Origin of the sequence: Nonomuraea sp. NPDC049649 (genome assembly GCF_040675175.1) — a bacterium.
GTDB lineage: Bacteria > Actinomycetota > Actinomycetes > Streptosporangiales > Streptosporangiaceae > Nonomuraea.
Genome location: NZ_JBFAOH010000014.1, coordinates 51,759 through 78,519, shown reverse-complemented (window position 1 = coordinate 78,519; position 26,761 = coordinate 51,759). Strand labels below are relative to the sequence as shown.

Here is a 26,761-nt window from a genome sequence, read left to right as displayed (position 1 = left end):
AGGCATGTGCAGGCGCCTCGCAGATTACACCCCAACGCGAGAGAAGGTCATGCGGCGGCGCGAGGGCTCGGCGCCCCCGCGCCCGCGGCCGTCACCGCCTGGTTTCCTCGGCGCGGCCCGCGACGAGCCGGTCGTCGCCCGGGTTCGCCGCGGTGGCCGCGCGCCGGTCCGCGGTGCGCCGCTCGGTCGGCTCGTCCACCGCGGCGCGCCGGCTGGTCTCCTGCTCCTTGTCCAGCTTCTCCTGGAGCCGGCGCTTCTCCTTCTCCAGCTCGGCGACCCGGTGGGAGGCGTCGGCCCTGGCGCCCCGGAGCGCGCGGCGCTGCCTGGCCGCCCGGCGCGAGCCGAGCGTGATGAGCCAGAGCCCCAGCAGCAGCGTGGCCGACGCGGCGGCGCCGGCCAGGAACATCTCGATGTGGTCCGGCTGGAAGGTGTAGCCGAACACGTCATAGCCGGTGCCCTCTTCGGTGAAGACCAGAATGGCCGCACCGGCCCCGAGGATCACCAGTAACAGACCCAGGAAGATCATCCGCACTCACCCCTTGTCGTTCAGAAGGGACGTCCACCTGCCCCGCAGGGGTGGGGATATGCGCCAGGATCGAGGGATGAGACCAGGTCCGGGCGAGGTGCGACTGCCCCCGCGCGATGGCCTGGAAGGGCCCCGAGACCACCGACGAGGACGCCCGGCGGATCATCGGCGCGGGCTGCGGCGACCGGGTGCACGCCATCGAGTACGCCTGGCTCAAGCCGATGCTGGAGGCCGAGCTCTACGCCTACCGGCTGCCCGCCGACGGTTTCGTCCCCATCGGCGACCCGCCGCACGCGATGGTGTCGACGGAGCCGGTGACGCCCCTCGGACCGCCCGAGCCGGTGGGCGACCTGGTCGAGCTGCACGAGCGGGCGGGCATTCAGCTCCGGCTGCTCAGCAGCCTCTGGCCGTTCTGGGACGAGGTGATCGCGAGCAGCCTGGAGTTCAGCGGAATCCGGCTGCGGAACGCTCGCCGATGAGCCCGATCAGCTCCTCGGCCGTCATCGACCCGGGCCGGCGCCGCTCGCGGGCGAACCGGTTGGCCTCGCGCCGCAGCACCTCGTTGACCGGGGTCGGGATGCCCAGCTCGCGGCCCAGCAGGACGATCTCGCCGTTCAGGTAGTCGGCCTCGATCGAGCCCGAGCCCCTGGCCAGGCTCTGCCAGGACGAGCCGCCGCTGCGCGCCGCGCCGCCGATCGCGCGCATGTCGACCCGCCCGTCGCGCTGCGCGCGCTCCTCTTTCTGGGTCGAGTACGGGATGCCGGCGGCCTCCAGCACCCCGGCGCCCTCGTCTCTGACCTTGTCCAGGATCGGACGGGCGGCGGGGTCGGGCCCGCACAGCGCCTCGACGGCGTTGGCCAGGTTGGTCAGCAGCTTGCCGTACTTCCACCGCATGACCTCGGGGGAGGTCACCCCGACGAGCCGGCTGCGGTCGAGGTCGGTGGCGAGCTGCTTGGCCAGCTCGTCGGAGCCCGACGGGTAGCGGCCGACGTGCAGCAGCCCCGAGCGCGGCCAGCCGTAGGCGGCCACGACGCCCGGCTCGGTGTGGAGGGCGGGCAGCCACACGCACATGCCGTAGACCTGCTCGAACCGGCGCAGCGCGGTCCGCTCGTTGGCCACGCCGTTCTGCGCGCAGACCACGGGCAGGTGGCGCGGCCACGGGTCGAGCGCGGTCACCGTGTCCTGCGACTTGGTGGCCAGGATCAGCACGTCGCCGTCGCGGACCGGCACCGGCCGGTCGGTCACGGGGACGCGGAGGGTCTGGTCGCGGCCGGGGGTGATCAGGCGCAGGCCGCGCTCGCGCAGCGTCTCGTAGTGGGCTCCGCGGGCGACCAGCAGCACGTCGTGGCCGCCCTGGTGCAGCCGGGCCCCGATGGTGCCGCCTACCGCTCCTGCGCCGATCACGATATATCGCATCTTAAGGGGTGTCACCTTTCATTTGGCGAGCGCCACTTGGGCCCTGGGGACGGAAGAGGCGCGAAATCGCTCCCGGATGATGGTCTTCAGCACACGCCAGCCGTCGCGCAGCGCGTGCAGGTTGCTCTCGCCGTGGACGCGGCAGCGCTCGTGACTGGGCACCTCCCGGACGACCAGCCCGGCCTTGACGGCGCGGATGTTCATCAGGGTCTCGATCTCGAAGCCGTCGCAGTCGAGGGCGAGCGCGTCCAGATGGCGTGCCCAGAAGGCGTTGTAGCCGTAGCACAGATCGGTGTAGCGCGTCCCGTACAGCAGGTTGGTCAGGCCCGTGAGCGCGCGGTTGCCGAGCGAGCGCAGCGGGCTGAGGTCGTCGGAGCCGCCACCGGGCACGTACCGCGAGCCCTTGGCGAAGTCGGCGCCGGAGGTGAGCGCGGCGACGAACGAGCGGATCTCGTGGCCGTCGGTGGACCCGTCGGCGTCCATCATGACGATGATGTCGCCCTTGGCCGCCGCCGCGCCCTCGATCAGCGCGTTGCCCTTGCCGCGCCTGGTCTGGGCGACCACGCGCAGGCCGGGGCGCAGGCGGCGGGCGACCGCCGCCGTGCCGTCGGTCGAGCCGCCGTCGACCAGGATCACCTCGTCGATCCAGGCCGGGAGGGCGGCGAACACGTGTGGTAGGTTCTCTGCCTCGTTCAGCGCCGGGACGATGACGCTGACGGTGGCGGGGAAGGGCTGCTCGTTCATGCCGGCCAAGGTCCCTCCACGCGCATGCAGAACACTTGCTGACGCCTTGCATCGAACGCGGGTCCGGGGGGTCGTCAACCATCCTGTGACCTGGGAACATATCGGGAAAATTCCGCTCTTACCGGCGATCGTCCGGTTGGGTCATGTGAGCTTGACAAACCCCTGCCGCATGTGCTGGCGATCACCGCGCCAGGCCCTCCCAGCCGAGCCTGCGCCTCGCGTCAGACGCGGGCCTCCGCCGACCGGGCCAGGATCTCCTCGACGGTCTCGGCCGGCGTCTGGCGGGAGGTGTCCAGCCACAGGCCGAGGCGCGGCGTGTCACGGCGCAGCGCCTCGTCGAGCGCCTCCACCGTCCACGTCCCGTACGCCTTCTTCGCGCGCCCGCGCTCCCGCCGCGCCACCGTCTCCGCGTCCGGGGCGAGCACCACCACCATCAGCGGGCGGGTGCGCACCGATTCGACGAAGTACGCCAGTTCAGGGCCCAGCACCACGTCCTGCACGACGGCGGTGAAGCCCTCCGCCGCGTACATGTCGGCGACCGCGGCGGCGATCCGGTACCGGAGGCGGAGCTGGCGCACCGCCTCCTCCCCGGAGTGAGGGGTGATCGGCTCGGCGCCGCCGACCACCATCCGGCGGAACACATCGCCCCGTACGTGGGCGGCCCGGGGCAGGCGTTCGGCCAGCGCCTGCGCGACGGTCGACTTGCCCGCGGCCTGGATGCCGGTGATCAGGTAGACGGCGCTCACGCGCCGATCAGTTTCCGCACCCGCTCGGCGCCCACCGCCAGCAGCAGCGTCGGCAGCCGCGGCCCGGTGTCGCGGCCCACCAGCAGCCGGTAGAGCAGCGCGAAGAAGGCCCGCTGCGCCGTCTTCACCTCGGGCGTCGGCTTGGCGTCCACCGCCAGCCCGGCCCGCAGCTTCGGCACCCCGTACACCAGCGTGGTCAGCCCCTCCGGCGACCAGTGCTCGTCCAGGCCCTCCGACAGCATCCGCAGCGACTCGCGCTCGCCCTCGCCGAGCGAGCTCAGCAGCTCCTCGTCGGGCGACTCGCGCACCCGCGTGCGCTGCTCGGCGGGCACGTGCGTGTCGATCCAGGCCTGCGCCCGATCGAGCCTCGGCCGTACCTCGTCCAGCGTCGCCACACCGTCGAGATCGCCGAGGATGCGCCGGATCTGGCCGCTGTCGCCGGTCGTGACGTCGGCGATGGAGGCCAGCGTCCGGTACGGCACCGGGCGGGGCGTGCCGGGCAGCGGGCCCCGCGAGGTGCGCACGGCCCGGTGGTGCGCGGACAGCTCGGCGGGCTGCGCCGTTTCCTCCCGGACCTTCCGCCCGAGCGCGTCCCACTCGTCGTACAGCCGGTGGATCTCCTGGTCGAAGGCGATCTTGAAGGACTGCGACGGCTTACGGCGCGCGTACAGCCAGCGCAGCACCGGCGCCTCCATGATCCGCAGCGCGTCGGACGGAGTCGGCACATCACCCTTCGAACTGCTCATCTTGGCCATGCCGGTGATGCCGACGAACGCGTACATCGGCCCGATCGGCCGCTCACCGCCGAACACCGGCCCGACGATCTCCCCGCCGACCACCCAGGCCGACCCCGGCGAGTGATGGTCGACGCCCGACGGCTCGAACACCACGCCCTCGTACGCCCAGCGCATCGGCCAGTCGACCTTCCACACCAGCTTGCCCCGGTCGTGCTCGGCCAGCCGCACCGTCTCCCCGAACCCGCACGCGCAGCTGTAGGCCAGCTCGGTCGTGTCGTCGTCGTACGCGGTGACCGTGGTCAGGTCGCGCTCGCACATCTCGCAGTACGGGCGATACGGGTAATAGGCGCCGGGCCGCTCCTCACCCTCCTTGGTGCGGTAACGGGACAGCACCTCGTCGATGCGGGCCCGCTCCCGCATGGCGGTCAGGATCTGCTCCCGGTAGGCGCCCGAGGTGTACTGCTCGGTCTGGCTGATGCCGCGGTAGTCGACGCCCAGCTCCTCCAGCGCCGCGACCATGGGCGCCTTGAAGTGGTCGGCCCACGAGGCGTGCTCGCTGCCGGGCGGGGCGGGCACCGAGCTCAGCGGCTTGCCGATGTGCTCCGCCCAGGACGGGTCCACGCCCGCCGGCACCCGGCGGAACCGGTCGTAGTCGTCCCACGACAGCAGGTGGACGCACGGGTGCCCGCGCCTGCGGATCTCGTCGGCGACCAGGTGGGGAGTCATCACCTCGCGCAGGTTGCCCAGATGGATCGGCCCCGACGGGCTGAGACCCGAGGCGCAGACGATCGGTTTGCCCGGCGCGCGACGCTCCGCCTCGGAGATCACCTCATCCGCGAACCTGGACACCCAGTCGGTCTCCGTGCTGTCAGCCACGCTCATCGCGCCATTCTTGCGGTTGTGCGGAGCACAGGCCAACGGGATTGACCTTTCCTCACTCCCCGGTCGTGCCGTCGATCCGCTCGCGCAGCAGGTCGGCGTGGCCGTTGTGCCGCGCGTACTCCTGAACCAGATGGATCAGGACGCCCAGGTGCGACACGTCGCTCCCGCGCCGCGGATGCTTGGCGAGCTCGTCCAGCGGCAGCGCGGCCGACACCTCCCGGGCCCGCTCGACCTCCGCCTGCCAGACGGCGAACACCTCCCCGGCCGAGACGTCGTCCACCTCCTCGAAGTCCGCGTCCTGCCGGGTGTCCTTCCCCCACAGCCGCGGCACGTCCTCCCCGTCCAGGACCTGCCGGAACCAGACCCGCTCCACATGTGCCATATGCCTGACCAGGCCCAGCAGGGACAGATTCGACGGCGGCGCGGCCCGCTCGCGCAGCTGCTCTTCACTCAGGCCCGCGCACTTGGCGGCGAGCGTCGCACGGTGCCAGTCGAGCCAGCCGTAGAGCATGGCGCGCTCGTCACCGGCAAATATCGGGAGATTACGTTTCATCCGGGCAAACTAGCGCACCGCCTCCCCTGAGGACGGGTGCGCTGCGAGACTTGCGGCATGGTGGATGCCTCGGTCGTGACGGCCATCATCTCGGCGACAGGCGGAGTCGTGGGCGCGCTCAGCGCCCTGGGAGGCGTCGCGCTGACCAACCGGGCCGCCGCCCGCAAGGAAGAACGGGAGGCGCGGCGGAGGCGGGAGGAACAGCAGGCCCAGGCGTGCGAGCAGGCGTTCGGCGACCTGCTGGGCGGAGTGCTCAAGCTGCGTCTGCAGGTCGAGGTCGCGGCCCACCACCCCTGGGAGGACATGAACGACAGGCTGTCCGCGATCGCGGCACAGGCCGCGACCGTGGGCGATCTGGCCTCCCGGGTGGTCGTGCTCCGCCCGGCCGCCGCCGGGGCGGCGCGTGCGCTGGCCACCGCCGCGTACGAGCTGGCGAGCCACGCCACGCGGCATACCCGGATGCGCTACTCCGAAGGCCAGTTCTTAGACGGGGAGATGCAGGAGAAGCCGTCGTTCACGCTGCTGGACCAGTGTGTCGACGACTTCTTACGGGTGACCGTCGAACCAGAGGGCGGTCAGGAGCTCGCCGAGTCCAGAAGCTGAACGGCCGCGGCGCGCTGGTGGCGGGTGAGCGCGGGAGCGGTGGCGGCCAGTGAGAGGTGGGCGAGGTCCGCGGCTCCGGCGTGGTCGCCGCTCAGTGCCCGCACGCGGGCCGCGTAAAAGAGCGCCGGACCGTTCTCCGGCCCGGCCCCGAGCGCGGCCGTCAGGTCGGCCTCTGCGTCGCCGGGCCGTCCCCGGCCGGCGAGGGCGAGGGCCCGTGCGGCGCGTCCTTCGGGCCGCAGTTGCCGCCCGACCTGGTCGAGGTCGCCCAGCGCACGCTCCGCCTGGCCGAGATCGGCCAGCATCTCGCCGCGGGCGCGCAGGGCCTCAAGCGTGTGAGGGCCGGTGTTGAGCACCTCGGTGAGCACCGTCACCCCGGCGGATCCCTGGCCTACCCGCCACAGCATCCGGCCCAGCCCGGTCTGCAGGGACAGGTCGCCCGGCAGCCGGTCGACGGCCGAGCGCATGGTCTCGACGGCCTCCACATCCAGGCCCTGCGCCAGGTGAGCGTGGCCGATGGCGGCGAGCAGACCGGCGACCGCCGCGTTGTCCTGCAAGGCCTCGGCCAGGGCGGCGGCGGCCCGGTAGCAGGTGACGGCCCCTTGCGGGTCACCGCGCAGATAGGCCAGGTCGCCCAGGCGGGACCGGGTCCGGGCCAGGAACGTGAGGTCTTCCTCGCCCACCTCGGCGACGGCGGGGGCGAGCAGGTGCTCGGCGACCTCCAGGTCTCCCCTGAACAGCGCGGACTCCGCCGCCGACAGGCGCTCCCACGGGCCGGTGTCGCCCTGCCGCAGATCGGGGACGTCCAGCCGCATGAGCGGGTCGGCCAGGCGATCGTGGTGGAGCCGGTAGGAGCCGTCGAAACCGAGCACGTACCTGTCCTGGAGCGCGGGGAGCACGGCGGCGGGCAGCCCCTCGCCCGCGGCGCTCTCCGCGGTCGCGGTGCCCGCGACGAACGTCCGCTGCAGCCAGGACGCGAGCCGCAGCGCCGGGACACCGTGCCCGGCGGCCACGTCGGCGATCGCCCGGCCGCAGAACTCCCGGAGCGACGGCTCGACGCCGGGACGCGCGTGGACGTCCTCGGCGGTGATGGCCGTCGCGTCGCCGGGCAGCGACGCCCACAGGCGGGAGCAGACCACCTGCAGCAGCACCGGGTCGACGGCTTCGGAATCGGCGGCGACGGCGGAGACGATCTCCTCGGCCGCGCCGTCGGCATACCATCTCCCGCTTCCCAGGACCGGCCGCTCCACGGCCTCCAGGGCGTCGGCCCTGGTGAGCAGGTCCAGCCGGTAGGGATCGAGCGGACCGAGCGCGGCTTCGAGCTCGGGCAGGCGTTCCTCTCGCACCGACAGGAGGAGGTGCAGGCCGGGCAGCTCGGTCACGGCCTCGCGGAGCTGGGCCAGGAAGCCGTCGCGGTGGGCGTCGAGGCGGGCGTGCCGCTCGAAGACCTTCTCCACCTGGTCGATGGCGACGAAGAGAGGATCGGGACGGCCGAAGCCCTCGGCGCGGAGGAACTCGTACAGCGAAAGCCCGGCGAGGTGGCCCGGTGGCGTCCCAGGCGCCCAGGAACAGAGCAGCGCCAGCGTGTAGGGGTTGTGATCGGGCAGCGCGGCGAGCGTGGGCGGGGGCGGCGCGAAGGGGCGGCCCACGGGCAGCACCCTGGCGCCCCGCGCGGCGGCCTCCGGGACGAGCTTCGCGTGGAGCAGCGAGGACTTGCCAGAGCCGGGCGGCCCGGTGAGCACGCTCAGGCCACGTCGCCGCCAGCGGCCGGCGAGTGTGGTTACCGCCTCGGCGCGCCCGAAGAACTGCCCGGACTCATGCGCGCGAAAAGGACGGACGCCGACGTACGGCTGCCGATCGACATAAGGGGCCATCACGCTGACAGTCATCGCAGCGATCCCATTCGAAATGGGGGTCCTGCAAGCAGGATCGGCTTCGGGTAGAGGCCGGCCAGGTTGGACAGCCCCGCGAAGACGGGAAGCCGCATCGGCCGGGTGTGCGATTGCCATGGAGAAGATGGCGTGTGCTCGGAAATGCTGCCGCCTCCTCTCACTGGAATCATCGGCCGCCCGGCGGAGCCCGGTCGGACGTATGACGTGAGTTTATGCCGGTGGCTGGCGCGCTCATGCCGCGACCCACCGCTAAGGCAAGGCACGTGTCCGGTGGTGCGCGGTAGGGCCGCATACCTGCCGCCTTCCGTCGAAGGGGATGGCCGCATTCCGTGTCGAGAGGGGTCATATGCTCTGTTGGAACCCGAGAAGGGATCCGCTTTGGCTGAGTGCCCTCTTCACTGCCTGGCCGAACGCGGACGGGTCCCCCGCGGCGAGCGCCGCGATGTCGCGGAGCGAGTGCCCGGAGAGGTCGAGCAGGCCACCGTCCCCCTCATCGACTTGCTCGTGCAAGCGAACCTCCCGTCTCTCCACTGCCACTCCAGACCTTGCTTCGTGAAGGCTTGCCTGCCCAGCATCGCTCATTAGGCGGCCCTTGCCTAGGGCACGACTTGGTGGCCTGTTACAGCGTGACCAGCGTGAATTATCGGACAGAAGATCATCCATCAATGCGAGTGTCCCTGCTATGTCGTTTATTGATGCTCTAGGTAACTATGTGGAGAAAATAGCCAAAATGGGGCTTAGGAGGGGAGATGTCGCTCAGCCGTCGCGTCGCGTGTGGCTGTGCTAGGAGGTATGGACCACGGTTGCTACGATCGGTCCGTGACGGGTTCTCGGGCGCTGGGGCGCGGTGTATCACCGGAAGTGTGGGGCGAGAAAATACCGCCACGCAATAAGAACTTCACCGGCCGGGAAGGGCTACTCGAAAAGCTACGCGACGGGATCGCATCCGATGTGACCGCGGTCGTGCCGCACGCGCTCCACGGCATGGGCGGGGTCGGCAAGACCCAGGTCGCGGTGGAATACGCCTGGCGTTATCAATCGGAGTACGAGCTCGTCTGGTGGATCTCCGCCGACCAGCCGCTGCTGGTGCCTGCGGCGCTGGCCGCGCTGGCGCCCCGGCTCGGCCTGCCGCCCGCTAAGGCGGTCGGCATCGAGGACACCGCCGCCGCCGTGCTGCACGCGCTGCGCCGCGGCGAGCCGTACAGCCGCTGGCTCCTCATCTTCGACAACGCCGACCGCCCCGAAGACATCAACCAGCTCATCCCACGCGGCCCTGGCCACGTCCTCATCACCTCGCGCAACCAGGAGTGGCGCGCCGTCGTCGAGACCGTGCACGTGGACGTGTTCACGCAAGGTGAGAGCGTCCAGTTCCTCCATCGGCGCGTGGCGCGCACCCTGCGCGAGGCCGACGCCCAGCGGCTGGCCGACGAACTGGGCCACCTGCCGCTCGCTCTGGAGCAGGCGGGCGCGCTGCAGGCCGAGGCGGGCATGTCGGTCGACGAATACCTGCAGCAGCTCGCCAAGCACATGTCGGACACGCTGCAGATGCCCAAGCCGACCGACTACCCGCGGTCGATGACGGCGGCTTGGAAGCTCTCGGTGAGCCAGCTCGAGCAGCAGATGTCCGAGGCGGTCGAGCTGCTGCGCTGCTGCGCGTTCTTCGGCCCGGAGCCCATCCCGGTCGACGTCTTCCGCTGGGGAGTGTCCCGCGACGTGGGGCCGGGTCTCCAGCAGCTTCTGGACCAGCCGCTCCTGCGCAGCAGGGCCATCCGGGTGATCGGCCGCTACGCCCTCGCCAAAATCGACCCTGAGACCCGCACCCTCCAGGTCCACCGGCTCATCCAGGCGCTGCTCCGCGCCGACCTCGCCGAGGAGGAGCACGAGCGCTACCGGAAGGTGGTCCACCTCCTGCTGGCCAGCTCCATGCCGGGTGACCCGGACGACGAGACGAAGTGGCTCCGCTACGGCGAGCTGGTCCAGCACATCGTGCCCGCCGACGTGGCGTCGTCCCGCGATCCGCAGGTGCGTGACTTCGCGCTCAACATGGTTCGCTACCTCTACATGTCCGGTCAGCACCAGACCAGCCGCACGTTCGTGGAGAGTTTCCTCGATCAGTGGACCAAGGACTCGGGCCCCGATGACCCGCACGTGATCGCGGCGCAGGCGCTGCTCGGCAGCGTCCTGCGCCAGCTGGGCGAGTACCCGAGGGCCTACGAGACCGACCGGCTGGCGCTGGAGCGTTCGCGCCGGGTCTTCGGCGCCAACCACGAGAGGTCGCTCTTCATTTCGAGAGGATTCGGTGCCGACCTGCGCGCGCTTGGCGACTTCGACCGGGCGCGGGAGCACGACGAGGAGGTCCTGCGCGGGCACCAGGAGGTGTTCCCGCCCGACCACGTCGAGCTGCTGGCCGCGATGAACAACCTGGCCCTCGACTACGCTCTGATCAGCCGGTACCAGAGCGCGCGGGCGATGCACGAGGACGTCTTCACCAGGTCGAGCCGGGCGACCGAGGGCAGCAAGGTCGCCCTCCTCCTCCACTGGGGCAACCTCGCCCGGGTCGTGCGGCTCTGCGGTGAGTACGAGGAGGCCTGCGACCTCGGCGAGGAGGCGCACGCCTTCGGCATCCAGGAGCTCGACGTCGAACACTGGGTGACGCTGCGCACCGCCAAGGACCGCTCGATCGCGCTCCGCCGGGCGAACCGCTACGACGAGGCGCTCGAGCTGGCTCAGGACGTCTTCGACCGCTGCACCCGGCTCTACGGGCCGAGCCACCCCGACACGCTGGCCGCCGCCATGAACCTGGCCAACACCCTGCGCACCACCGGCCAGATCAACGCCGCCTTCGAGCTGGCCCTGGAGACGATGAACCGCTATCCCCAGGCGTACGGCGAGGATCACCCGTACAACCACGGCTGTGTCGGTAACCTCGCGCTGCTGCACCGCGTGCGGGGAGACGCCGAGAGCGCGCGCAAGCTCAACGACCAGTGTCTGCGCGGCCTCGACGCCCGGCTCACCCGTGACCACCACTACTCACTGACCGCGGCGATCAACCTGGCCAGCGATCTGACGGTGCTCGGCGAACTCGACACCGCCCAGTCACTCAGCGAGGACTCGCTCACCCGGTCCCGTCAACTGCTCGGTGAGACCCACCCGCTCACCCTGGGCTGTGCCGCCAACCTGTCCGTGGTTCTGCGGCGCCGGGGCGAGAGCGCGCGGGCCGAAGAACTGCAGGCCCAGACCCTGACGCTCCTCGCGCGCGTGCGCGGCTCCGACCATTCCGACACGCTGGTCGCGGCCGAAGGCAGGCAACTCGACTTCGACTTCGACCCGCCGCCCATCTGATCGGCTGCCTCATGGCCGCAGGCCAGGGTTGGCCCGGCGCCAGCGGTCCAGGTGGCGCTCGACCTCCTCACGGGCCCGGGCCGCGGCGGCGGGCGGCACCTTCTCGTGCAGCCAGACGGCCAGGACCTTGCGCATGTGGGCGGCGAAGTGCTTCCCGGCGGGCGTCAGCAGGCCGGACGCGGTGATGGTGGCCACGGTTCGATAGGCGCCTACCCGCCATCGGGCGAACTCGCTCTGCGCGAGCATGGCCCGGTCGCCGCGCTCGTACGCGCGCTGACGCCGCCAGAACCCGCTGACCCCCAGAAAGGCGTACGCGCCCTGGATCAGGCCGCCGATCGGCCGGGGGTCCTCCCGCCAGGGTGCGTAGAACCGGGCGCTCTCGTCGGGTTCGGTCAGCCGGACGATGTTGAGCAGGGCACCCAGCTTGGCGTGCTGGACCTCGTGCGCCAGCGTCGCGGCGAGCGTGAGCCCGTCCGGCGGGGCCGACAGGCACACGGCGCCGAAGGTCTCCAAGGCCGTCCCGCTCGCTAGCCCTTCCGCGGGCGCGCGGAGCGGGGTGACCACACGATGCGCCACCTCGATCTCCGCGGCCGTCACCTGATGGTGGGCGGTCAGGATGCGCCAGGCCTCCTCCAGTGCGGAGCGCCAGCCCGGAAGCTCGCTCTCGGGCAGCCGGTCGGCCGCGTCCGCCTGCATGCGGTACGGGTCGACGTCGTCGAGGGCGAGGTCGAGGACCCGGCCGCCGGCGGAGGCGGTCAGCCGCCGCACGCCGCGCCAGCCCGGGGCGTCGCGGGTGTGGTCGGCGGGGATCGTCACGCGGACATGGCTGCCCAGGATCTCCGCGCCGCGGGGCGTGGACCGCACGGTGACCGTGTCTTCCGGGGTGACCGCCTCGCCCAGCGACGGCAGGTGCAGCGTGCCGCCGCTCGGGCGTACGTCGATGGAGAGCGGCGCCCGCGCCCTGATGGCGGCGGCGGCCGTGACCGCGGCCAGATGATCGGGGCGGGCCCGCGCCGGATCCTGGTCGAGGGCGAGCAGGGTGGCGCGCAGCCAGGCGCCGACGGCCGGATAGCGCAGCACGTCCTCGACCGCGCCGGGGGCTTCGTCCTGCAGCGCGGCGAGGCGGTCGTAGGCAGCCGCGGTCAGGCCCGCCGCAGGATGACCCGTCGCCGAGGCGCTCTCCACGATCCCGCGCAGCAGCAGCAGGTGCTTGCTCAGTTCGATGGCGGCGAGCTTGCGCACGGCTCCGGCGCCGCCGCCTCCGGCCGCCAGCGAGGCGAACATCTCGTCGGGTACGCGGTGCCTGCGGAGCGTCATCGAAGCCTTTCCAGTCGGGCGGCCAGGTCGGCAGCCACGACCCCGCTGATGTGCCGGATGAGCGCCAGCAGGTCGGGGCAGTACACAGACGGGTTGGCGAAGCCGCTGCCCGCGCGGTAGCGGTGGGCGTACTGGCCGCCGCCGCAGACGTCGCGGACCTCGCACGCCCGGCACTCCGGGGCCAGGGCGGCCACGCCGCTCTGACGGACGGCGGTCTCGGGCAGGAGCAGGGCGTCGTCGAAGGTGTTGCTGCCGACGTGCAGCCCCGTACCGGCGGCGCCGGGGGAGGCCGATCGCACCGTATCGGAGAGTTCGATGGTGCCGTCGGTGTCGATCACGAGGACGGTCGCCGGGGCCAGGCCGACGGTCTCGCTGCTCGACGGGGCTCCGAACAGGAGTTGGATGATGTCGCTGAAGAGGCGGACCTCGGTCTCCATGCGGGGTGCGCCGTACCAGCGGTCGAAGGCGGCGATCAGCCAGTCGGCGTACGGGGTCGCCGCCGCGCCGGGGGCGCGGCCGGGGGGCGGGAGCGACCAGTTGCCGAGCGGGAGGAGGAAATCGATTCTGGGCGGGCGGTGTTCGAGTAAGGCCTCATAGGTCTCCACCGGGTCGTTGCGCAGATCTATTGTGCAGAGAAGGCCGCTGAACAGGTCGGGAAAGGAATCGCGGAGCAGGCGCAGGGATTTGGTGACGGCGGCGTGGCTGCCTTGGCCGTTGGCGTATTTCCGGTGCCGGTCGTGGGCTTTCCGGTCGCCGTCGAGACTTACCGCTACGGAGATGTCGAGTTCGGCGAATCTGCGGAGGAAGCCGGTGTCGAGCCGGGCGCCGTTCGTCTGGATCCGGGCGCCGACGCGGGCGGCCCCGCCGACCGCGTCGCGCGTGGCGGTGACGAGGTGGGCGAGGAGGTCGGGGCCGGCGAGCAGGGGTTCGCCGCCGTGCAGGATGAGCTCGACGGAGGGCAGGCCGTGGGTGCGGACGTGCTCGGCGACGCGTGCGGCGACCCGGCTCGCCGTGGCGGGGGTCATGCGGACGGGCTGGGCCCGCCAGCTCTGGTCCGCCATCTCGTAGACGTAGCAGTACGTGCAGGAAAGGTCGCATCTGCTGTTGACTTTGACCACGAATTCGCGAAACGGAGTGGGCGACCGCCCTCCGTCCGCAGGGATTTCCGGCCATTCATTGCGGCCTGCGCGGTCCATCGATCCGAGGTTCGCCGCCACGCCCTGATCAACTCCCGAATGAGCCTTCGGCGCGTCGTTGCGCGATCGATTCATGGACCACAAACCACTATGAGCGGGTCAAAGGATCTCGTCAAACCTCGGAACGGGCGGTTCGGGAGGCTCCAGATTCCCTGGGAGTAGTAGCCGTTCGGATAGTCGGGCGGGGGGTGCGGAGATAGGTTGGCTGGACCCCGCCCCAGGTAAGGACGGTCGTCATGTCGGCGCAGGCGTCGCTGAAGGTCTCACCGCGCAGGATTCCCGCGGTCGCGCACCCGTCCCCTCTCCTGGTCTGGGCGTTACGTCGTCGGCCGTGCTGTTATCTACCGGTTAAGTTACGTTTGTCTGGCTGCGACGGCCGTCACCGCGGTCGTGCGCAACGGGGGAGAGGGAAGCACGCGGAAGGAAAGGCAGCAGGTCGCGCATGAGTGTCGTGGCAACCGGCATCAAGCGGAGAGTACGGCTCCTGGGTCAGGCGCTACGCCCCCCGAAGCAACTGAAGGCGGAGGCGAGCAAGCCCAAGACCCCTGAGAAGAAGAGCCCGCGGCCGCCCAAGCGCGTGCAGGTCGTCGACTACAGCGTCCCGATCATGCCCCGCCTGGTCGAGTCGCCGGTTTTCGTGATCGCCTCGGTGCGTTCCGGTTCGACGCTGCTGCGTACGGTGCTCAACAGTCACACGCGCATCCGCGCCCCGCACGAGCTGCACCTGCGCACGCTCCGGGTGCAGCCGACTCCGGGATTCTCGGAGGAGGCGATGCTGGAGCTCGGGCTCGACCAGGTGGAGCTGGAGCACGTGCTGTGGGACCGCATCCTCGGGCTCGAGCTGCAGCGCAGCGGCAAGGAGATCATCGTCGACAAGACCCCGGGGAACGTGTTCACCTGGGAGCGGCTCAAGTACGCCTGGCCGAAGGCGAAGTTCCTCATCCTGCTGCGCCACCCGGAGGGCGTGGTCTCCTCGCTGGAGAACCGTAAGAGCAACACCGCGAGCCGCGAGACGCTGGAGGCGAACGCGGTCAAGTACTTCGAGCCGCTGGAGAAGGCGCGCAAGACCGTCGGCGGGCTGACGCTCCGGTACGAGGAGCTGACGGCCGAGCCCGAGCGGGTCACCCGGGAGGTCTGCGACTACCTGGGCGTGCCGTGGGAGCGGGAGATGCTCGACTACGGCAAGCACGACCACGGACGTTTCCTGCCGAACCTTGGCGACCGGAGCGACAACATCAAGTCGGGACGGATCCAGCCCGCCCGCACCTTCGACGGCATCGACTCGCTGTCGCCCCGGCTCGCCGAGTACGCCAAGGCGTGGGGTTACGCCTGACCGATGAGCGGGCGGCGGCGGGAGGCCGCCGCCCCGTTCACTGTTGCGGGCGGAGCGCCATCCAGATCACGACGCAGTCTTCCTCGCTGGGGTTGCGCCAGGAGTGCGGTTGCTGGGTGCGGAAGTGGAGGGCGTCGCCGGCGGTGAGCACGTAGGCGGTGTCGCTGACCGTGAACGCCAGCTTGCCCGAGAGCACGTAGAGCAGCTCCTCACCGGGGTGGCCCATCGGCTTGCTGCCGCTGCTCGCGCCCGGGAGCACCGTCGCGACGGCGGCCGCCATGAGGAAGTCGCCGTACGGTCCGGTGATCGAGGCCAGGTCGAGCCCGGCGTGGGAGGTGTAGATGGGGCGCCTGTCGGCCGGCCGCGTGTAGATCGTCGGTAGGTGATCGTCGTCATCCTCGACGAAGTACGACACCGGGAGCCCGAAAGCCGCGGCAATCTTGAGCAGGGTCGTAATGGTAGGGACCATGTCGGATTGCTCAATTTTGTGAATCGTGGCCGCGGAGACATCGGCCCGCTCTGCGAGTGACTGAAGCGAGTAGCCGTGCTGCTTGCGGAGCGCCTTGACTTTCGGACCTATGCCGGAGACGACTTCGGCCACTCGCGTGATCACACGGAACCTCCGCCATGTCCACACGTTTCACGTGTTATCGATCGTCCCTTGTCCACATCTTGACGGTACCGTACCCCTACGTCAAGTATGGTGAATAGAAATTTGAGCATGCTCAATGACGTAGCGTCCGAGGGAGCGAGCGGAGATGGCCAGGCGAATCGTTGTTGTAGGCGGTGGCGCCGCGGGGATGGGCGCGGCGGGGGCTGCCAAGGGCACAGACCCGAAGGCAGAGGTCATCGTCTTCACGGAGTACGAGGACGCCGCGTACAGCCCCTGCGGGATCCCCTACGTCCACGGCCGTGAGATCCCCAGCTTCGACTCGCTGTTCATGGCGACCAAGCAGCACTACGTCGATCAGGGGATCGACATCAGGTACGAGACCAAGGTCGCGAGCATCGACGTCAAGGCCAAGACGGTGACCACCACCGACGGCACCGTCGAGCGCTACGACTCGCTGGTCCTCGCGACCGGCTTCAACTACGCCGACCCGGAGTTGTCCAACAGCGACCTCGGCGGCGTCTACTACGTCAAGAACATCCGCGAGGCGATGGAGTGGGACAAGGTCCTCGACACGGTGAAGACCGCCGTCGTGGACGAGGCGACCCCGCTGGGGACCGAGATGGTCACCTCGCTCGCCCACCGCGGCATCGAGACCCACCTGGTCGACCCCAACCCGTGGGCCATGTCGATGGCGACGGACCCGGACATCATGGAGCCGGTCCAGGAGTCCTGGATCGAGATGGGGGCCAAGCTCCACTTCAACACCAAGGTCACCGGGCTCGTCGGCGACAACGGCAAGCTCAAGGAGGTCACCACCTCCCAGGGCACCATCAAGGCCGACCTGGTGGTCGTCGCCACGAAGAAGGTCCCCAACGTCGAGCTGGCCACCGCCGCGGGTCTCAAGACCGGCATGAGCGGCGGCCTCATCGTGGACGGCCAGATGCGCACCTCGGTGAGCGGGGTGTTCGCGGCCGGCGACTGCGTCGAGATCCCGCACGGCGTCTCCAACGTGCCGATCCAGGGGCTCTCCGGCAGCCACGCCTACGCGCAGGGCAAGGTGGCCGGGACGAACGCGGCGGGCGGCAAGCGCGAGTACCAGCCCGTCTACGTGCCCTGGGGCATGGTGGCCGGCAAGTGGATGATCGGCGGCGTCTCCTTCAGCGAGACGCTGGCGACCGCGCTCGGCATGCCCTTCATCGTGGGCAACGCGCAGGGCATCTCCCGGGCCCGCTACTACCCGGACGTGAAGCCGGTCAAGGTCAAGCTCCTGGCCGAGCCGGAGCACGGCCGGCTGATCGGGGCTCAGCTCGTCGGCGGCGAGGGCATCAAGGAGCGGGCCGACTTCCTCGCCATGGCCGTACGCACCGGGATCACGATCCACGATCTGGCCACGATGGAGAACGTCTACAGCCCGCCGATCGGCGCGCTGAACGAGCCCATCGCGCTGGCCGCGCAGAACGCTCTCACCAAGTTTGGAGGGTGATGTGGGGCTGACTCGCTGGGTCCGCCAGACCTCTGAGCACTATTTGATGATCGACGCGCAGGACAAGGTGGCCGCCAAGCTGGGCGCCCCCCGTCCTCTCCCCCCGCGCGGTGCGGAGATCTTCTGGCGTCGCATCTACGTCCCGATCTTTCACCGGCTGCCCCTGAAGCTGCGCAACGCGGTCATCGCCCGCATGCCGGGGAGCCACCAGAAGACCTGGAAATCGCAGCCGCCCTCACGAGGTCCTGCGGTCTGACTTGAACCGACCGAAGAACGAGTGAATGCACAAAGGAGTGACATGTCCAGCCAGCGGGTAACCGTTCCGACTCCTGTCGAAGGCGACGTTCTCTGGGACACCAGCGAGAAGGTCTTCCCTGACATCAAGGCCAACGAGGGGGAGAAGGCCACGGTCTTCATCCACTCGGTTCCCTTCGAGGGCTCCGTATCCCTCGTCAACCTCATGACCTCCACGCGCCTGCAGCGCAAGGGGTTCAAGCTGACCATCGTCCTCTATGGCCCCGCCGTGCTGCTCGGCGCCGCCGGCCGCGGCTACCCGGAGGTCGGCAAGGAGGGCTTCCCGGGCAACCTTGCCGTCAACAGGCAGATCAAGACGCTCCTGGAAGAGGGGGCGACCATCTACGCCTGCCGGTTCGCCATGGGCGCGCTCTACGGCATGCGTGAGGACGACCTGATCCCCGGGATCAAGGCGTTCAACCCGCTCGACGTCCTCGACGCCGGCCTGACGGCTTGGCGGGAGGGCCACTTCCAGCTCAACACCTGGACTATGTAATGGCTAAGGCACCTGCTAGACACGCTGACGGACACCGGCACATCGGTGTCATGCCGGCCTTCCCGTTCTACGGCGGCCCGCCCGTCAACCCGGACGTGAAGGCCCGCGGCACCATCGACGAGCTCCTCGCCGACATGGACGCGGAGGGCACCGAACGGGCCCTGGTCATCCCCAACTACGGGGTTCCCGACCCGAGCCACTCGTTCTCGTTCAACGAGCTCGTCGTCGAGGCGGCGGCCCGGGACGACCGGCTCCGCGCCGCGCTGTGGGCGTCTCCGCGCCCGCAGGACGCCGAGCTGACCGACAAGGCGCTGGCGCTCGTCGGTGAGAACGGCGTCAAGGCCCTGAAGATCAGCTTCCTGCTCGGCGGGTCCGTCGAGGACCCCGAGTGCCAGGTCCAGCTCGACAAGATCTTCGCCGCCGCCAAGGCCAACAACCTCGTCGTCCACGTGCACACCTCGCCGGGTGCGCAGTCGGACATCGACAAGGTCGGCCAGCTGGTGGACAAGTACGGCGACGAGGTACCGGTTCACCTGGTCCACTTCGGTGGCGGGGTGAGCGGTCACATCAAGCTGATCGGCAAGCGGTTCTTCGACTGGATCGAGGCCGGCAAGAAGGTCTACACGGACCTCACCTGGTCGGTCGGGTTCGCTCCGTACTGGCTCGCCCAGGAGATCGAGCGGCGCGGCATCGGCGGCGACCGCGTGCTGTTCGCCTCCGACCTGCCGTGGGGCGACTTCGCGGGCGAGTACCACCGCATGATCGAGGCCGTCGGCGACGGCGAGCTGGCGAACCTCGTCTTCAACGAGAACTTCGACCGGCTCTACGGCTGACGTACCACAAGGGGGCCGCGGGTCCCGGGGCATCGCCCCGGGGCCCGCGGTCTGTTCTGTTTCATAGGCCCCTGCACCGAAGGAGCGAGATTGGCAAGATCAGGAGATTCGAACGAGGTCGTCGCGCGGTGGGAGGGCGGCTGGCGGGCGACCGTCCAGGCCGGCCCGTTCTCGTTCGCCGTGGACGAGCCTGAGGAGGTCGGCGGGACGTTCACCGGTCCGATGCCGACGGAGTACTTCCTGGGTTCGCTCGCGTCCTGTTACGCGCTGGCGCTGGCGTGGTCGGCGCGGAAACGCGGGATCGAGCTGCCCGACCTGGAGGTGTCGGCCGTCGGCGAGTACGACGGCCCGCGCTTCAAGCAGATCAGGCTGACCGTGAACACCAGCCTCCCCGTCGAGCAGCTGGAACCGCTGCTCGCCCCGGCCTCACGGGTCTGCTACGTGTCCAACACGCTGGCCCACGCCCCCGAGATCGACGTCCGCCAGGCCGACGTCTGCGCCTGACAAGCGGCGGGGGCGCACCCCCTCCCCGGAGCACGCCCCCACCATCTCGGACTCAGTTCCCCGCCTCCAGCTTCGCGTCCAGCGCCATCAGCGCGGAGACGAACGCCTGGACCGGCGCCGTCGCCACCCCGGCGCCGACCTGCCCGCTGCCGTCGGCGTTGTGCAGGATGCCCGTCGTCACCTGCGGGGTGATGCCGAGCTCGACGACCTTGCGCACGTCGACGCCCACCGGTGAGCCCCGCATCCCCCACACCGGGATCATGAAGCGGGTGGAGTTGCCCACGCACACCTGGTGGAGCTGCTCGGTCAGCTCGGCCGCGGCTGCCATCGTGCCGCCGACGATCTGCGCCACCGCGGGCGACCCGGCCGCGGCAGCGCCGCCGAGCCCCACGAGCTCCAGCACCGAGCTGTCCCCGATGTCGGGGGCGGCGTCGGCCTCGCTCCGGCCCGGGTGGTAGAGCGCGCGCTCCACCATCGGCGCGGGCGCCAGGTGCCAGTCGGAGGACGGCCCGGCCAGCCAGGCGGCGAACTCGGTCCCGTTCCGCGCCATGCCGACCACGATCGAGCTGTTCTCGACCTCGGACGCCCAGGCGGCCAGCGCGCGGGCGGCGGCCATCGCCAGGGTGAGGAAGAGCAGGTGGTTGCCCGACATGAAGGTCGCCGCCTCGCCCCGGCGGGGATGGTCGCCGGTCACCAGCATGGGCAGCAGGTTGCGCAGCAGCAGGTTGGTCGCGGCCTGGGTGCGGACGTGGACGTCGTCGCCCATCGCGACCGCCTGCGCCGCCAGCGACATCACGTCGGTCGGCCCGTGCTTGGCCACCGCGTCGGCGAGCACCGGGCCGACCACCTCGCGCAGCAGCACCAGCCGCTCGATCGCGCCCGGCGTGTCGCGGCCGAACCAGGCCACGTCGCCCGGCCCCTGACCGATCGGCGCGTAGGTGGTGATCCCGGCCTCGGCGAGCTCGACGGCCCACACCGGGGTGCCCGGGCCCATCGCCGTCGCCATCGGCACCACCACGCCGTGCGCGTTGGCGGGCTCCAGCCGTACGGAACCGTCACGCATCAGGGCGTCGGCCTCGTCGGGACTGCTCGCCCAGCCCTCGGCGCAGATCGCGGCGCGCATCGAGCGGCGGAGCGGGTCGACGGTGTCCTCGACCGCGATGCGCGGGCCGCAGTGCAGGATCACCCGGCCCTCGGCCAGCACGGGGATGACATCCCGGGCGGTCCGCACGGCCACCATCTGCGGCGCGCCCCGGTCCAGCCGCCGCAGGACCTCCTGGTTGGCGGCGTCGATCTTCTCCGCGTGCTTGCCGTACAGCCGGCGGAGCGCGGCGACCACGTCGGGGTCGCCGCCGGCCGGGATCCGCCAGTCCACCTGGACGACCGGGCGCCGCTGCTCGGTGATCGCCTCGGCGAACAGCGGGAGCCCGACGTTGACGACGTTCACCTCCCCGGGCAGGCGCACCGGGGTGGCGGTATCAGTGCCGGTCATCGTTGTCTCCTTTGTTGTCGGTCCCCTCTGAGGGGTCAGCCTTGAGAAAGTTCTCCGCGAGCTCCACCAGCGCGGCCTCGGCCTGCTCGAACGAGTCGCGCGCCGCCCTGGCCCGGCCCAGCAGCGCCTCCGCCTCGGTCGCGCATTCGGCGGCCATCGCCTCGACCACCGGCGGCGCCGCCCCGCCGGCCAGCGTCCGCGTCTCCACGATGTGGCGGGGGTCGAGGATCTCGGAGAGGTCCCGGCCCTCCAGCCCGAGCGAGATGCCCGCGTACTGCTGGGCGGCGGCCTCCAGCCGCTCGGCGTTCAGGTCGATGCCGCGCAGCCCTTCCCTGCTGGCCTGGCGCACCGCGATGCCGACCACCTGGTAGGCGGTCCGGTAGTCCACCTGGCAGGTCTGCATCACGTACTCGGCGAGGTCGGTGGCCTGGCTGAAGCCGGATTCCAGGGCCTCCCACATCCGGTCGGCGTTCACCGTCATGCTGCGGATGACGCCGCTGGTCAGCCGCGTCGTGCGCAGCGCCAGATCCAGCGCGCGCGGGATCTCCCCGTACGCGTAGATCAGGTTGTCGCTGCGGGCCGACGGGCTCTTGCTGACGGCGAGGAACCCGGTGAGCCGGCCGATCAGCGTGCCCGACGCGCCGCGGATGATCGACAGGGCGTACGGGTTGCGCTTCTGCGGCATCAGCACGCTGGAGCGGCTGAACCCGTCGGCGATGGTGATGTAGTCGAACTCGTTGCTGGCCCAGATCTCCAGGTCCTCGGCCAGCTTGCTCTGCGTGGTCAGCAGGCTGGACGCGTGCGACAGCGCGGCGATGAGCCCGTCGATCTGCCACATCGCGTCGCGGGTGTGCTGGATGTAGCCCTCGAAGCCGAGCAGTTCGGCGACCCTGCTCCGGTCGGCCAGCAGGCGGCTGCCGTTGACGCAGCCCGCCCCGCCGGGGCTGGTGTTCACCCAGGCGAGGGCGTCCATCAGCCGCTCGGCGTCGCGCAGGACCGGGTAGGCGAAGCTGACCAGGTAGTGGCCGAACGTGGAGGGCTGCGCGTGCTGCAGGTAGGTCTGGTCGGGCAGCCACGTCCTGCTGTTGGCCCCCGCGACCCGCGCGATGGCCTGCGCGAGCTCCGCCGACGCCTCCACCAGGTCCTCCAGGACGCTCCGCACGTGCAGGCGCAGCGCGATGCGGACCGCCTCACGGCGCGGGCGGCCGGCGTGCAGCCAGCCGGCGTCGTCGCCGATCTGGGCGGTGAAGTACCGCTCGCGCGAGTTGTACGGCTCGCCGAACGCCGGGTCGTACGGGAAGTCCTCGGCAGGAGTGCGGACCGCCCGGAGCAGCACCCGGACGAGCTGCTCGGCGGCCTGGTAGGGGACGACCCCTCGTTCGTACAGGTCGATGAGGTGCGCGAGGTCGGCGAGGTTGAGGCCCGCGTGCAGCAGCGGCGAGTCGGCGTTCTCCAGCTCGAACCCGCTGTCGATCAGCTCCTGGGCCGGGCCCTCCACAGGCGGCCCCAGCCGGTCGAGCCCGCCCCGGTGGTGTGCCGAGGGTGCGGACGGCAGTCCGTCGTCGATCATCGTGCCTCCCATCCGGCGACGGCGTCCAGCAGGCCGCCGGTGTGCCAGAGAACAGTGGTCAGGTCGGGGTCGTGGCGTCGTTCGCCGAGGATGCGGGGGAGCGCGCCCACCGCCTTCGCGGTGTAGACCGGGTCCAGGACGACTCCGGCGGTGCGCAGCGCGATCCTGGCCGCGTGCTCGCCCTCCTCCGAGGGGCGGGCGTGCCCGGGGCCGCGCGCGTCGTCGACCACGACGTCCGCGGGGGCAGGCGGCTCGGTGCCCATCAGGCGGGCGCAGCCCTGGCCGAGTTCGAGCACCCGCCGGGCGGTCTCCTCCTGGGGTCTGCTCACCGAGGCGCCGCGGATCAGCAGCCGGCGTCCCAGCGCCACCGCGCCGGAGACGAGACCGGCCTGCGTGCCGCCCGAGCCGGTCGCCACCACCACCAGGGCGGGGCCGTCGAGCTGGGCGTCCAGCTCCAGGGCCGCCAGGTGGAAACCGGTCGCGCCGAGCGGGGTCGCGCCGCCGCGCGGCACGGCGAACCCGCCCAGCTCGCCCGCCACCCTCTCGATCTCGACGTCCACGAAGGAACGGTCCGGGTCGTGCGTCCACCGGATCTCGGCGTCCCAGTGGCGGGCCGCCAGCAGGTTCGGGTGCGGGGTCTCGGGGGGTGATCCGGCGTAGATCAGTACGCAGCGCAGGCCCGCCCAGGCGGCGGCCGCGGCGGCGGCCTGGCAGAAGTTCGAGCCGGGCGTCCCGCCGGTCACCAGCACCTCCGCGCCGGACTCCCGTGCGGCGGCGACCAGCGTCTCCAACTGGCGCGCCTTGTTGCCCGCGACCGCGAAACCGGTGAGGTCGTCGCGCTTCATCAGCAGCCGCCCGCGCACACCCAGCGCCTCCGCCAGCCGCGGCGCCTCCACCAACGGCGTCGGCAACACCGCCAGCTCGACCCGGGAAGGCACCTTCGCCTCGCCCTCCCCGGCCTCCTGAGCCGCCGGGGACTCCCGGGCCGCCCGCTCCTCCCCGGCGTCTCCGGCGGGTGACGGGTGGGTTCCGGCCTCCGGGAAGACCTCTCTGGAGTCCCGGATCTCCCGAGGGTTGTGGTTCGGGGTCAGGGCCATGAAGGGGACTCCTCCGCTCTGGCCTTACGGGCGCGGGACACCACCATGTCGACCATGTCGGTGGCGGCGCCCGTGTCGGAGGGGTTCTGGGTGTCGCCGAGGTAGGTGCGCATGTTGGCGGCCATCCGGTCGGCGTGCACCTCCAGGCCCTCGACGAGCTGGACGCCGAGCCGCAGCGCCGTGCCCGCCAGCAGGCACGCCTCCGGCAGCGCCACCCACTCGGCCTTCCAGGCCCGCCCGTCGCGTTCGTGCTGGCTGACGACCGACTCCATGAGGACGCCGGCGCTGGAGCGGACCAGCCGGGCCAGGGTGCTCAGGTGCTCGCTGCCCTCGGGGTTGCGCTTGTGGTGCATGGTGATGCTGCCGACCACCCCTTCGGCCCGCGGTTCGCCCAGCTCGCCGATCTCGGGCCGCTGCAGTTCGTAGACCTCGTCGCCGATCCGCGCCAGCGTGCCGGTGATCATGGCGAGCAGGGCGCCGAACTCCGCGATCCGGTCGCGGGAGCTCAGCCAGGAGATGACGGGGTCGGCCAGCCCGAGGTCGGCGGCGAACCGGGAGCGGATGGCGAGCCCGCGGTCGCCGTACGCGACCAGGGTGCCGATGCCGCCGCCGAGCTGGGCGACGAGCCAGCGCGGGGCGCCTTCACGGAGCCGGTCGAGGTGCCGCCGGATCTCGTCCGCCCAGGACGCCGCCTTCCAGCCGAAGGTGGCGGGCGCACCGGGCTGGCCGTGGGTCCGGCCCGCGATGGGGGCGTCGCGGAAGGCCAGGGCCAGGTCGAGCAGGCCGTCCTCGATGCGGCGCAGGTCACGCCAGACGATGCCGCCGACCGCGCGCATCGCCAGCGACGTCCAGGTGTCGGTGACGTCCTGGACGGTCGCCCCGACGTAGACGTGCTCGCGGGCCGTCTCGGGCAGCACCCGGCGCAGCTCGTGGATGAGGCCCAGGGTGGAGTGGCCGGTCTCGCGGGTGCCCTGCGCGACCCGTTCCAGGTCGAGCCGCTCGACGCGGAGCTCGGCGGTGATGGTCTCGGCGGCCTCGGCGGGGATGAGTCCTTCCGCGGCCTGGGCCCGGGCCAGCGCGGCCAGCACGTCGAGCCAGCCTTGCAGGCGGGCCTTCTCGTCGAAGATCTGCCGTAGCTCGTCCGTGCCCCACAGGTGCGAGTAGGTCAGCGAGTCCGAGATGCGTGCGCTCACGTCCGGTCCTCTCTCCGTTCCTCGGTCGTGCGGGGTTTCCCGGTGGTGGGGGATGCCTCGGTCGTGCGGGGTTCTCCCGTGGCGGGGGAGTCTCCGTCCGTACGGTTCTGCTCGCTCGTACCGTTCTCCGCGGCGGTACGGCGCTGTTCGGCCAGGTCGGAGGCGGCGGCCAGCCCGCCGGAGACCTGCCCGAACGACGCCCCCCAGGGCACCACCACGGTGTCGCCGCGGGTCTCGATGTGCTCTTCCAGCAGGCAGCACTTGGTGAGGCGGGCCTCGCCGGGCGGGAGCGGCCTGGCGGCGGCGAGCGCGGCCGGGCACATGTCGATCTGGGTCAGCCCCGGCGCCCGGTCCGGGTAGAAGTGGTCGTGGATCGCGCGCGAGCGGGCGCAGCCGACCAGCAGCCAGTCGGCCTCGGGCGGCACCTCGTCCAGGTAGGAGACCTCGGCCCCGGGGACCGTGATGCCGCCGCCGCGGCAGGGCAGCAGGTAGTGGCCGGCGGGCTTGCTCGCGGCCATGCCCTCCAGGTCGACGACCTCGGGCACCAGCTCGGTCGCGGGCAGTTCCTCGGCGGTGTCGAGCACCCGCCGGACCTGGTCGACCAGCTTGGCGGGCCAGGGCGGCGCGACGTCGAGCACGTGGACCCGGCGCGGGACGGGGTCCAGGATGAAGTTGACGTGCCCGTACCGGCCCCGCACGACCACGCAGCGGGGCGCGTCGGCGAGGTCGAGTGCCACCCGGAGCAGCTGGCTGGGGATGGCGGTGTCGATCTCGGGCCGGTCGACGAGGACCGTCTCGTCCGGCGTCGCCAGCACGCGCACCTCGGCGACGTCCACGAACAGGGCGTCCTCGCTCGCCTTGACGACCTCGACCAGGGCCTGCCGGTCCTCGTTGCGGGCCACCACGTACCGGGTCCGGCGGTACACCTGGCGGCTGAGGAAGAACGCGCGCAGCGAGCTCTCGTCGAGGTCGGCCGGGACGTCGGTGAAAGCCACGTTCCGGTACTGCTGTGCGATCAGCATGATTCCTCCCGCTTCGCGGGAGCTTCCCCGTACGAGGGGAACGTTCCCATCGTGTCCGAGCGCAGTCCCAGCCGGAGCGTCTCGACGGAGAGCGCCTCGGCGGGCGCGATGTTGCCCAGGTTGACGTTCGCGCCGTAGCGCCGGATGAGCCAGGCCTGCTGGTCGCGGCGCGGGGCCTCGAACAGCACGTTCTCCAGGCCCACGGCCGAGACGACGGCGTCGACGATCTCGGTGCGGACCTCGCCGGCCGGGTCGTACAGGCCGACGGTGCCGCTCTCGCGGCCCTCGGTCACGATCCAGCGCGCGCCCGCCTCCAAGTCGGCCTGGGCGTCGGCGCCCCACTGCCGGGCCGAGGGGGCCGCTTCCGGGTCCTTGAGCCCGATCTCCGACAGCACGACGAACCGGGACGACGCCGACCTGATCATCTCGGTCTTGACGTCACGCGGGATCGCGACCGAGCCGCACGACACCTCTATGCACGGGAACCCGACGCCCTCGGCCCAGTCCATGAACTCGCCGAGCACGCCCTGCTGCCACGACACCTCCAGCAGGGTCCCGCCGGTGCAGGCGAGCACCTGGTGGGAGGCGAGCAGTTCGAGCTTGGCGTGCAGCGCCGGGTCGACGTAGGCGGTGCCCCAGCCGAACTTCCACACGTCGATGCTGTCGGCGGCGGAGGCCAGCCGGAGTTCGGCCTCGGCGAGCGACATGCCGTTGTCGAGGACGTGCGAAACGCCGCGCCGGCGCGGCTTGGTGGTGCGCTCCGGAAGCGCGAGAAAGCCCGCGACCTGCGAGGCCGGGCCGCGCCCCGCCTCGCGGTAGCGAACTGGGTGTCCTGTCACGAGAAAAGCTTCCTTACTAGAATGGCGTCATCTGTTACGCC

At 71.1% G+C, this 26,761-nt stretch carries 25 protein-coding genes; 9 read left to right on the top strand and 16 right to left on the bottom strand.

The window, feature by feature from the left end; genetic code table 11:
- Positions 1-91: 91 nt before the first annotated feature.
- The gene (locus AB0J42_RS19850; RefSeq protein WP_364296336.1) at positions 92-526 is read right to left on the bottom strand and encodes a hypothetical protein; all 435 of its coding nucleotides are present in this window, start codon (positions 524-526) and stop codon (positions 92-94) included.
- A 116-nt stretch (positions 527-642) separates the two neighbouring features.
- Between AB0J42_RS19850 and AB0J42_RS19845 the strand changes: the two genes are divergently transcribed.
- The gene (locus tag AB0J42_RS19845; RefSeq protein ID WP_364296334.1) at positions 643-1,005 is read left to right on the top strand and encodes a DUF6886 family protein; all 363 of its coding nucleotides are present in this window, start codon (positions 643-645) and stop codon (positions 1,003-1,005) included.
- Here AB0J42_RS19845 and AB0J42_RS19840 read toward each other — a convergent pair.
- The 5 genes from AB0J42_RS19840 to AB0J42_RS19820 all read right to left on the bottom strand — a co-directional run bounded on the left by AB0J42_RS19840 (position 971) and on the right by AB0J42_RS19820 (position 5,604).
- The gene (locus AB0J42_RS19840; RefSeq protein ID WP_364296332.1) at positions 971-1,930 is read right to left on the bottom strand and encodes a 2-dehydropantoate 2-reductase N-terminal domain-containing protein; all 960 of its coding nucleotides are present in this window, start codon (positions 1,928-1,930) and stop codon (positions 971-973) included. The genes AB0J42_RS19845 and AB0J42_RS19840 overlap by 35 nt on opposite strands.
- Before the next feature lie 30 nt (positions 1,931-1,960).
- Positions 1,961-2,686 (bottom strand): glycosyltransferase family 2 protein, encoded by a 726-nt coding sequence (locus tag AB0J42_RS19835; RefSeq protein WP_364296330.1) that lies wholly within the window; start codon positions 2,684-2,686, stop codon positions 1,961-1,963.
- Between the two features lie 221 nt (positions 2,687-2,907).
- The gene (locus AB0J42_RS19830) at positions 2,908-3,432 is read right to left on the bottom strand and encodes an AAA family ATPase (protein WP_364296328.1); all 525 of its coding nucleotides are present in this window, start codon (positions 3,430-3,432) and stop codon (positions 2,908-2,910) included.
- On the bottom strand, positions 3,429-5,051 hold the full coding sequence (gene lysS, locus AB0J42_RS19825; RefSeq protein ID WP_364296326.1) for a lysine--tRNA ligase: 1,623 nt from the start codon (positions 5,049-5,051) through the stop codon (positions 3,429-3,431). The genes AB0J42_RS19830 and lysS overlap by 4 nt, the downstream gene beginning before the upstream one ends.
- Before the next feature lie 52 nt (positions 5,052-5,103).
- On the bottom strand, positions 5,104-5,604 hold the full coding sequence (locus AB0J42_RS19820) for a DinB family protein (protein WP_364296324.1): 501 nt from the start codon (positions 5,602-5,604) through the stop codon (positions 5,104-5,106).
- Positions 5,605-5,661: 57 nt separating this feature from the next.
- Between AB0J42_RS19820 and AB0J42_RS19815 the strand changes: the two genes are divergently transcribed.
- Entirely contained in the window at positions 5,662-6,207 is a 546-nt protein-coding gene (locus tag AB0J42_RS19815) for a hypothetical protein (RefSeq protein WP_364296322.1), read from the top strand.
- On the opposite strand, the gene AB0J42_RS19810 is transcribed toward AB0J42_RS19815, so the two are convergent.
- Positions 6,180-8,093, bottom strand: a complete 1,914-nt coding sequence (locus AB0J42_RS19810; protein WP_364296320.1) for a tetratricopeptide repeat protein — start codon at positions 8,091-8,093, stop codon at positions 6,180-6,182. The two genes, AB0J42_RS19815 and AB0J42_RS19810, sit on opposite strands and share 28 nt — an antisense overlap.
- A gap of 795 nt (positions 8,094-8,888) precedes the next feature.
- On the opposite strand from AB0J42_RS19810, the gene fxsT reads away from it, so the two are divergent.
- Positions 8,889-11,438, top strand: a complete 2,550-nt coding sequence (gene fxsT, locus AB0J42_RS19805; protein WP_364296318.1) for an FxSxx-COOH system tetratricopeptide repeat protein — start codon at positions 8,889-8,891, stop codon at positions 11,436-11,438.
- Between the two features lie 9 nt (positions 11,439-11,447).
- Here the strand turns inward: fxsT and AB0J42_RS19800 are convergent, their stop codons facing one another.
- Together AB0J42_RS19800 and AB0J42_RS19795 are read right to left on the bottom strand one after the other, a co-directional pair.
- Positions 11,448-12,755, bottom strand: coding sequence for an HEXXH motif domain-containing protein (locus AB0J42_RS19800; protein ID WP_364296316.1), 1,308 nt, complete (start codon positions 12,753-12,755; stop codon positions 11,448-11,450).
- Positions 12,752-13,873, bottom strand: a complete 1,122-nt coding sequence (locus tag AB0J42_RS19795) for an FxsB family cyclophane-forming radical SAM/SPASM peptide maturase (RefSeq protein ID WP_364296315.1) — start codon at positions 13,871-13,873, stop codon at positions 12,752-12,754. The genes AB0J42_RS19800 and AB0J42_RS19795 overlap by 4 nt, the downstream gene beginning before the upstream one ends.
- Before the next feature lie 520 nt (positions 13,874-14,393).
- Between AB0J42_RS19795 and AB0J42_RS19790 the strand changes: the two genes are divergently transcribed.
- Positions 14,394-15,284, top strand: a complete 891-nt coding sequence (locus tag AB0J42_RS19790; RefSeq protein ID WP_364296313.1) for a sulfotransferase — start codon at positions 14,394-14,396, stop codon at positions 15,282-15,284.
- A gap of 37 nt (positions 15,285-15,321) precedes the next feature.
- On the opposite strand, the gene AB0J42_RS19785 is transcribed toward AB0J42_RS19790, so the two are convergent.
- Positions 15,322-15,885: a cupin domain-containing protein gene (locus tag AB0J42_RS19785; protein ID WP_364296311.1), complete on the bottom strand. Its 564-nt coding sequence runs from the start codon at positions 15,883-15,885 to the stop codon at positions 15,322-15,324.
- A 157-nt stretch (positions 15,886-16,042) separates the two neighbouring features.
- Between AB0J42_RS19785 and AB0J42_RS19780 the strand changes: the two genes are divergently transcribed.
- From AB0J42_RS19780 to AB0J42_RS19760, 5 genes are all read left to right on the top strand, one after another.
- Positions 16,043-17,380: an FAD-dependent oxidoreductase gene (locus tag AB0J42_RS19780; protein WP_364296309.1), complete on the top strand. Its 1,338-nt coding sequence runs from the start codon at positions 16,043-16,045 to the stop codon at positions 17,378-17,380.
- A 46-nt stretch (positions 17,381-17,426) separates the two neighbouring features.
- The gene (locus AB0J42_RS19775; protein ID WP_364296307.1) at positions 17,427-17,636 is read left to right on the top strand and encodes a hypothetical protein; all 210 of its coding nucleotides are present in this window, start codon (positions 17,427-17,429) and stop codon (positions 17,634-17,636) included.
- Positions 17,637-17,678: 42 nt separating this feature from the next.
- Complete coding sequence (locus AB0J42_RS19770; RefSeq protein ID WP_364296305.1) at positions 17,679-18,170, top strand: MSMEG_0572/Sll0783 family nitrogen starvation response protein; 492 nt, start codon at positions 17,679-17,681, stop codon at positions 18,168-18,170.
- A gap of 50 nt (positions 18,171-18,220) precedes the next feature.
- On the top strand, positions 18,221-19,003 hold the full coding sequence (locus AB0J42_RS19765; protein WP_364296303.1) for an amidohydrolase family protein: 783 nt from the start codon (positions 18,221-18,223) through the stop codon (positions 19,001-19,003).
- A gap of 90 nt (positions 19,004-19,093) precedes the next feature.
- Positions 19,094-19,507 (top strand): OsmC family protein, encoded by a 414-nt coding sequence (locus AB0J42_RS19760; protein WP_364296301.1) that lies wholly within the window; start codon positions 19,094-19,096, stop codon positions 19,505-19,507.
- Positions 19,508-19,559: 52 nt separating this feature from the next.
- Here the strand turns inward: AB0J42_RS19760 and AB0J42_RS19755 are convergent, their stop codons facing one another.
- From AB0J42_RS19755 to AB0J42_RS19730, 6 genes are read right to left on the bottom strand one after another with little or no spacing between them, the layout of a single operon-like run.
- Positions 19,560-20,999: a DUF1116 domain-containing protein gene (locus tag AB0J42_RS19755; protein WP_364296299.1), complete on the bottom strand. Its 1,440-nt coding sequence runs from the start codon at positions 20,997-20,999 to the stop codon at positions 19,560-19,562.
- Entirely contained in the window at positions 20,986-22,569 is a 1,584-nt protein-coding gene (locus tag AB0J42_RS19750) for an argininosuccinate lyase (RefSeq protein ID WP_364296297.1), read from the bottom strand. Before AB0J42_RS19750 ends, AB0J42_RS19755 begins: the two co-directional genes overlap by 14 nt.
- The gene (locus tag AB0J42_RS19745) at positions 22,566-23,666 is read right to left on the bottom strand and encodes a pyridoxal-phosphate dependent enzyme (protein WP_364296295.1); all 1,101 of its coding nucleotides are present in this window, start codon (positions 23,664-23,666) and stop codon (positions 22,566-22,568) included. Before AB0J42_RS19745 ends, AB0J42_RS19750 begins: the two co-directional genes overlap by 4 nt.
- On the bottom strand, positions 23,657-24,859 hold the full coding sequence (locus tag AB0J42_RS19740) for an adenylosuccinate lyase family protein (protein ID WP_364296293.1): 1,203 nt from the start codon (positions 24,857-24,859) through the stop codon (positions 23,657-23,659). Before AB0J42_RS19740 ends, AB0J42_RS19745 begins: the two co-directional genes overlap by 10 nt.
- The gene (locus AB0J42_RS19735) at positions 24,856-25,881 is read right to left on the bottom strand and encodes a hypothetical protein (RefSeq protein ID WP_364296291.1); all 1,026 of its coding nucleotides are present in this window, start codon (positions 25,879-25,881) and stop codon (positions 24,856-24,858) included. The genes AB0J42_RS19740 and AB0J42_RS19735 overlap by 4 nt, the downstream gene beginning before the upstream one ends.
- A complete protein-coding gene (locus AB0J42_RS19730; RefSeq protein WP_364296289.1) occupies positions 25,875-26,720 on the bottom strand; it encodes a phosphosulfolactate synthase in 846 nt (281 codons plus the stop codon). Before AB0J42_RS19730 ends, AB0J42_RS19735 begins: the two co-directional genes overlap by 7 nt.
- Positions 26,721-26,761: the final 41 nt, after the last annotated feature.

Bases quoted from the DNA above. Each gene is read 5' to 3' on its own strand.
- AB0J42_RS19850 (WP_364296336.1), bottom strand. From the start codon at position 526: ATGATCTTCCTGGGTCTGTTACTGGTGATCCTCGGGGCCGGTGCGGCC.
- lysS (WP_364296326.1), bottom strand. From the start codon at position 5,051: ATGAGCGTGGCTGACAGCACGGAGACCGACTGGGTGTCCAGGTTCGCG.
- AB0J42_RS19765 (WP_364296303.1), top strand. From the start codon at position 18,221: ATGCCGGCCTTCCCGTTCTACGGCGGCCCGCCCGTCAACCCGGACGTG.
- AB0J42_RS19815 (WP_364296322.1), top strand. From the start codon at position 5,662: ATGGTGGATGCCTCGGTCGTGACGGCCATCATCTCGGCGACAGGCGGA.
- AB0J42_RS19745 (WP_364296295.1), bottom strand. From the start codon at position 23,666: ATGGCCCTGACCCCGAACCACAACCCTCGGGAGATCCGGGACTCCAGA.
- AB0J42_RS19775 (WP_364296307.1), top strand. From the start codon at position 17,427: ATGATCGACGCGCAGGACAAGGTGGCCGCCAAGCTGGGCGCCCCCCGT.
- AB0J42_RS19835 (WP_364296330.1), bottom strand. From the start codon at position 2,686: ATGAACGAGCAGCCCTTCCCCGCCACCGTCAGCGTCATCGTCCCGGCG.
- fxsT (WP_364296318.1), top strand. From the start codon at position 8,889: ATGGACCACGGTTGCTACGATCGGTCCGTGACGGGTTCTCGGGCGCTG.
- AB0J42_RS19780 (WP_364296309.1), top strand. From the start codon at position 16,043: ATGGCCAGGCGAATCGTTGTTGTAGGCGGTGGCGCCGCGGGGATGGGC.
- AB0J42_RS19750 (WP_364296297.1), bottom strand. From the start codon at position 22,569: ATGATCGACGACGGACTGCCGTCCGCACCCTCGGCACACCACCGGGGC.
- AB0J42_RS19820 (WP_364296324.1), bottom strand. From the start codon at position 5,604: ATGAAACGTAATCTCCCGATATTTGCCGGTGACGAGCGCGCCATGCTC.
- AB0J42_RS19810 (WP_364296320.1), bottom strand. From the start codon at position 8,093: ATGACTGTCAGCGTGATGGCCCCTTATGTCGATCGGCAGCCGTACGTC.
- AB0J42_RS19845 (WP_364296334.1), top strand. From the start codon at position 643: ATGGCCTGGAAGGGCCCCGAGACCACCGACGAGGACGCCCGGCGGATC.
- AB0J42_RS19790 (WP_364296313.1), top strand. From the start codon at position 14,394: ATGAGTGTCGTGGCAACCGGCATCAAGCGGAGAGTACGGCTCCTGGGT.
- AB0J42_RS19735 (WP_364296291.1), bottom strand. From the start codon at position 25,881: ATGCTGATCGCACAGCAGTACCGGAACGTGGCTTTCACCGACGTCCCG.
- AB0J42_RS19800 (WP_364296316.1), bottom strand. From the start codon at position 12,755: ATGACGCTCCGCAGGCACCGCGTACCCGACGAGATGTTCGCCTCGCTG.
- AB0J42_RS19770 (WP_364296305.1), top strand. From the start codon at position 17,679: ATGTCCAGCCAGCGGGTAACCGTTCCGACTCCTGTCGAAGGCGACGTT.
- AB0J42_RS19755 (WP_364296299.1), bottom strand. From the start codon at position 20,999: ATGACCGGCACTGATACCGCCACCCCGGTGCGCCTGCCCGGGGAGGTG.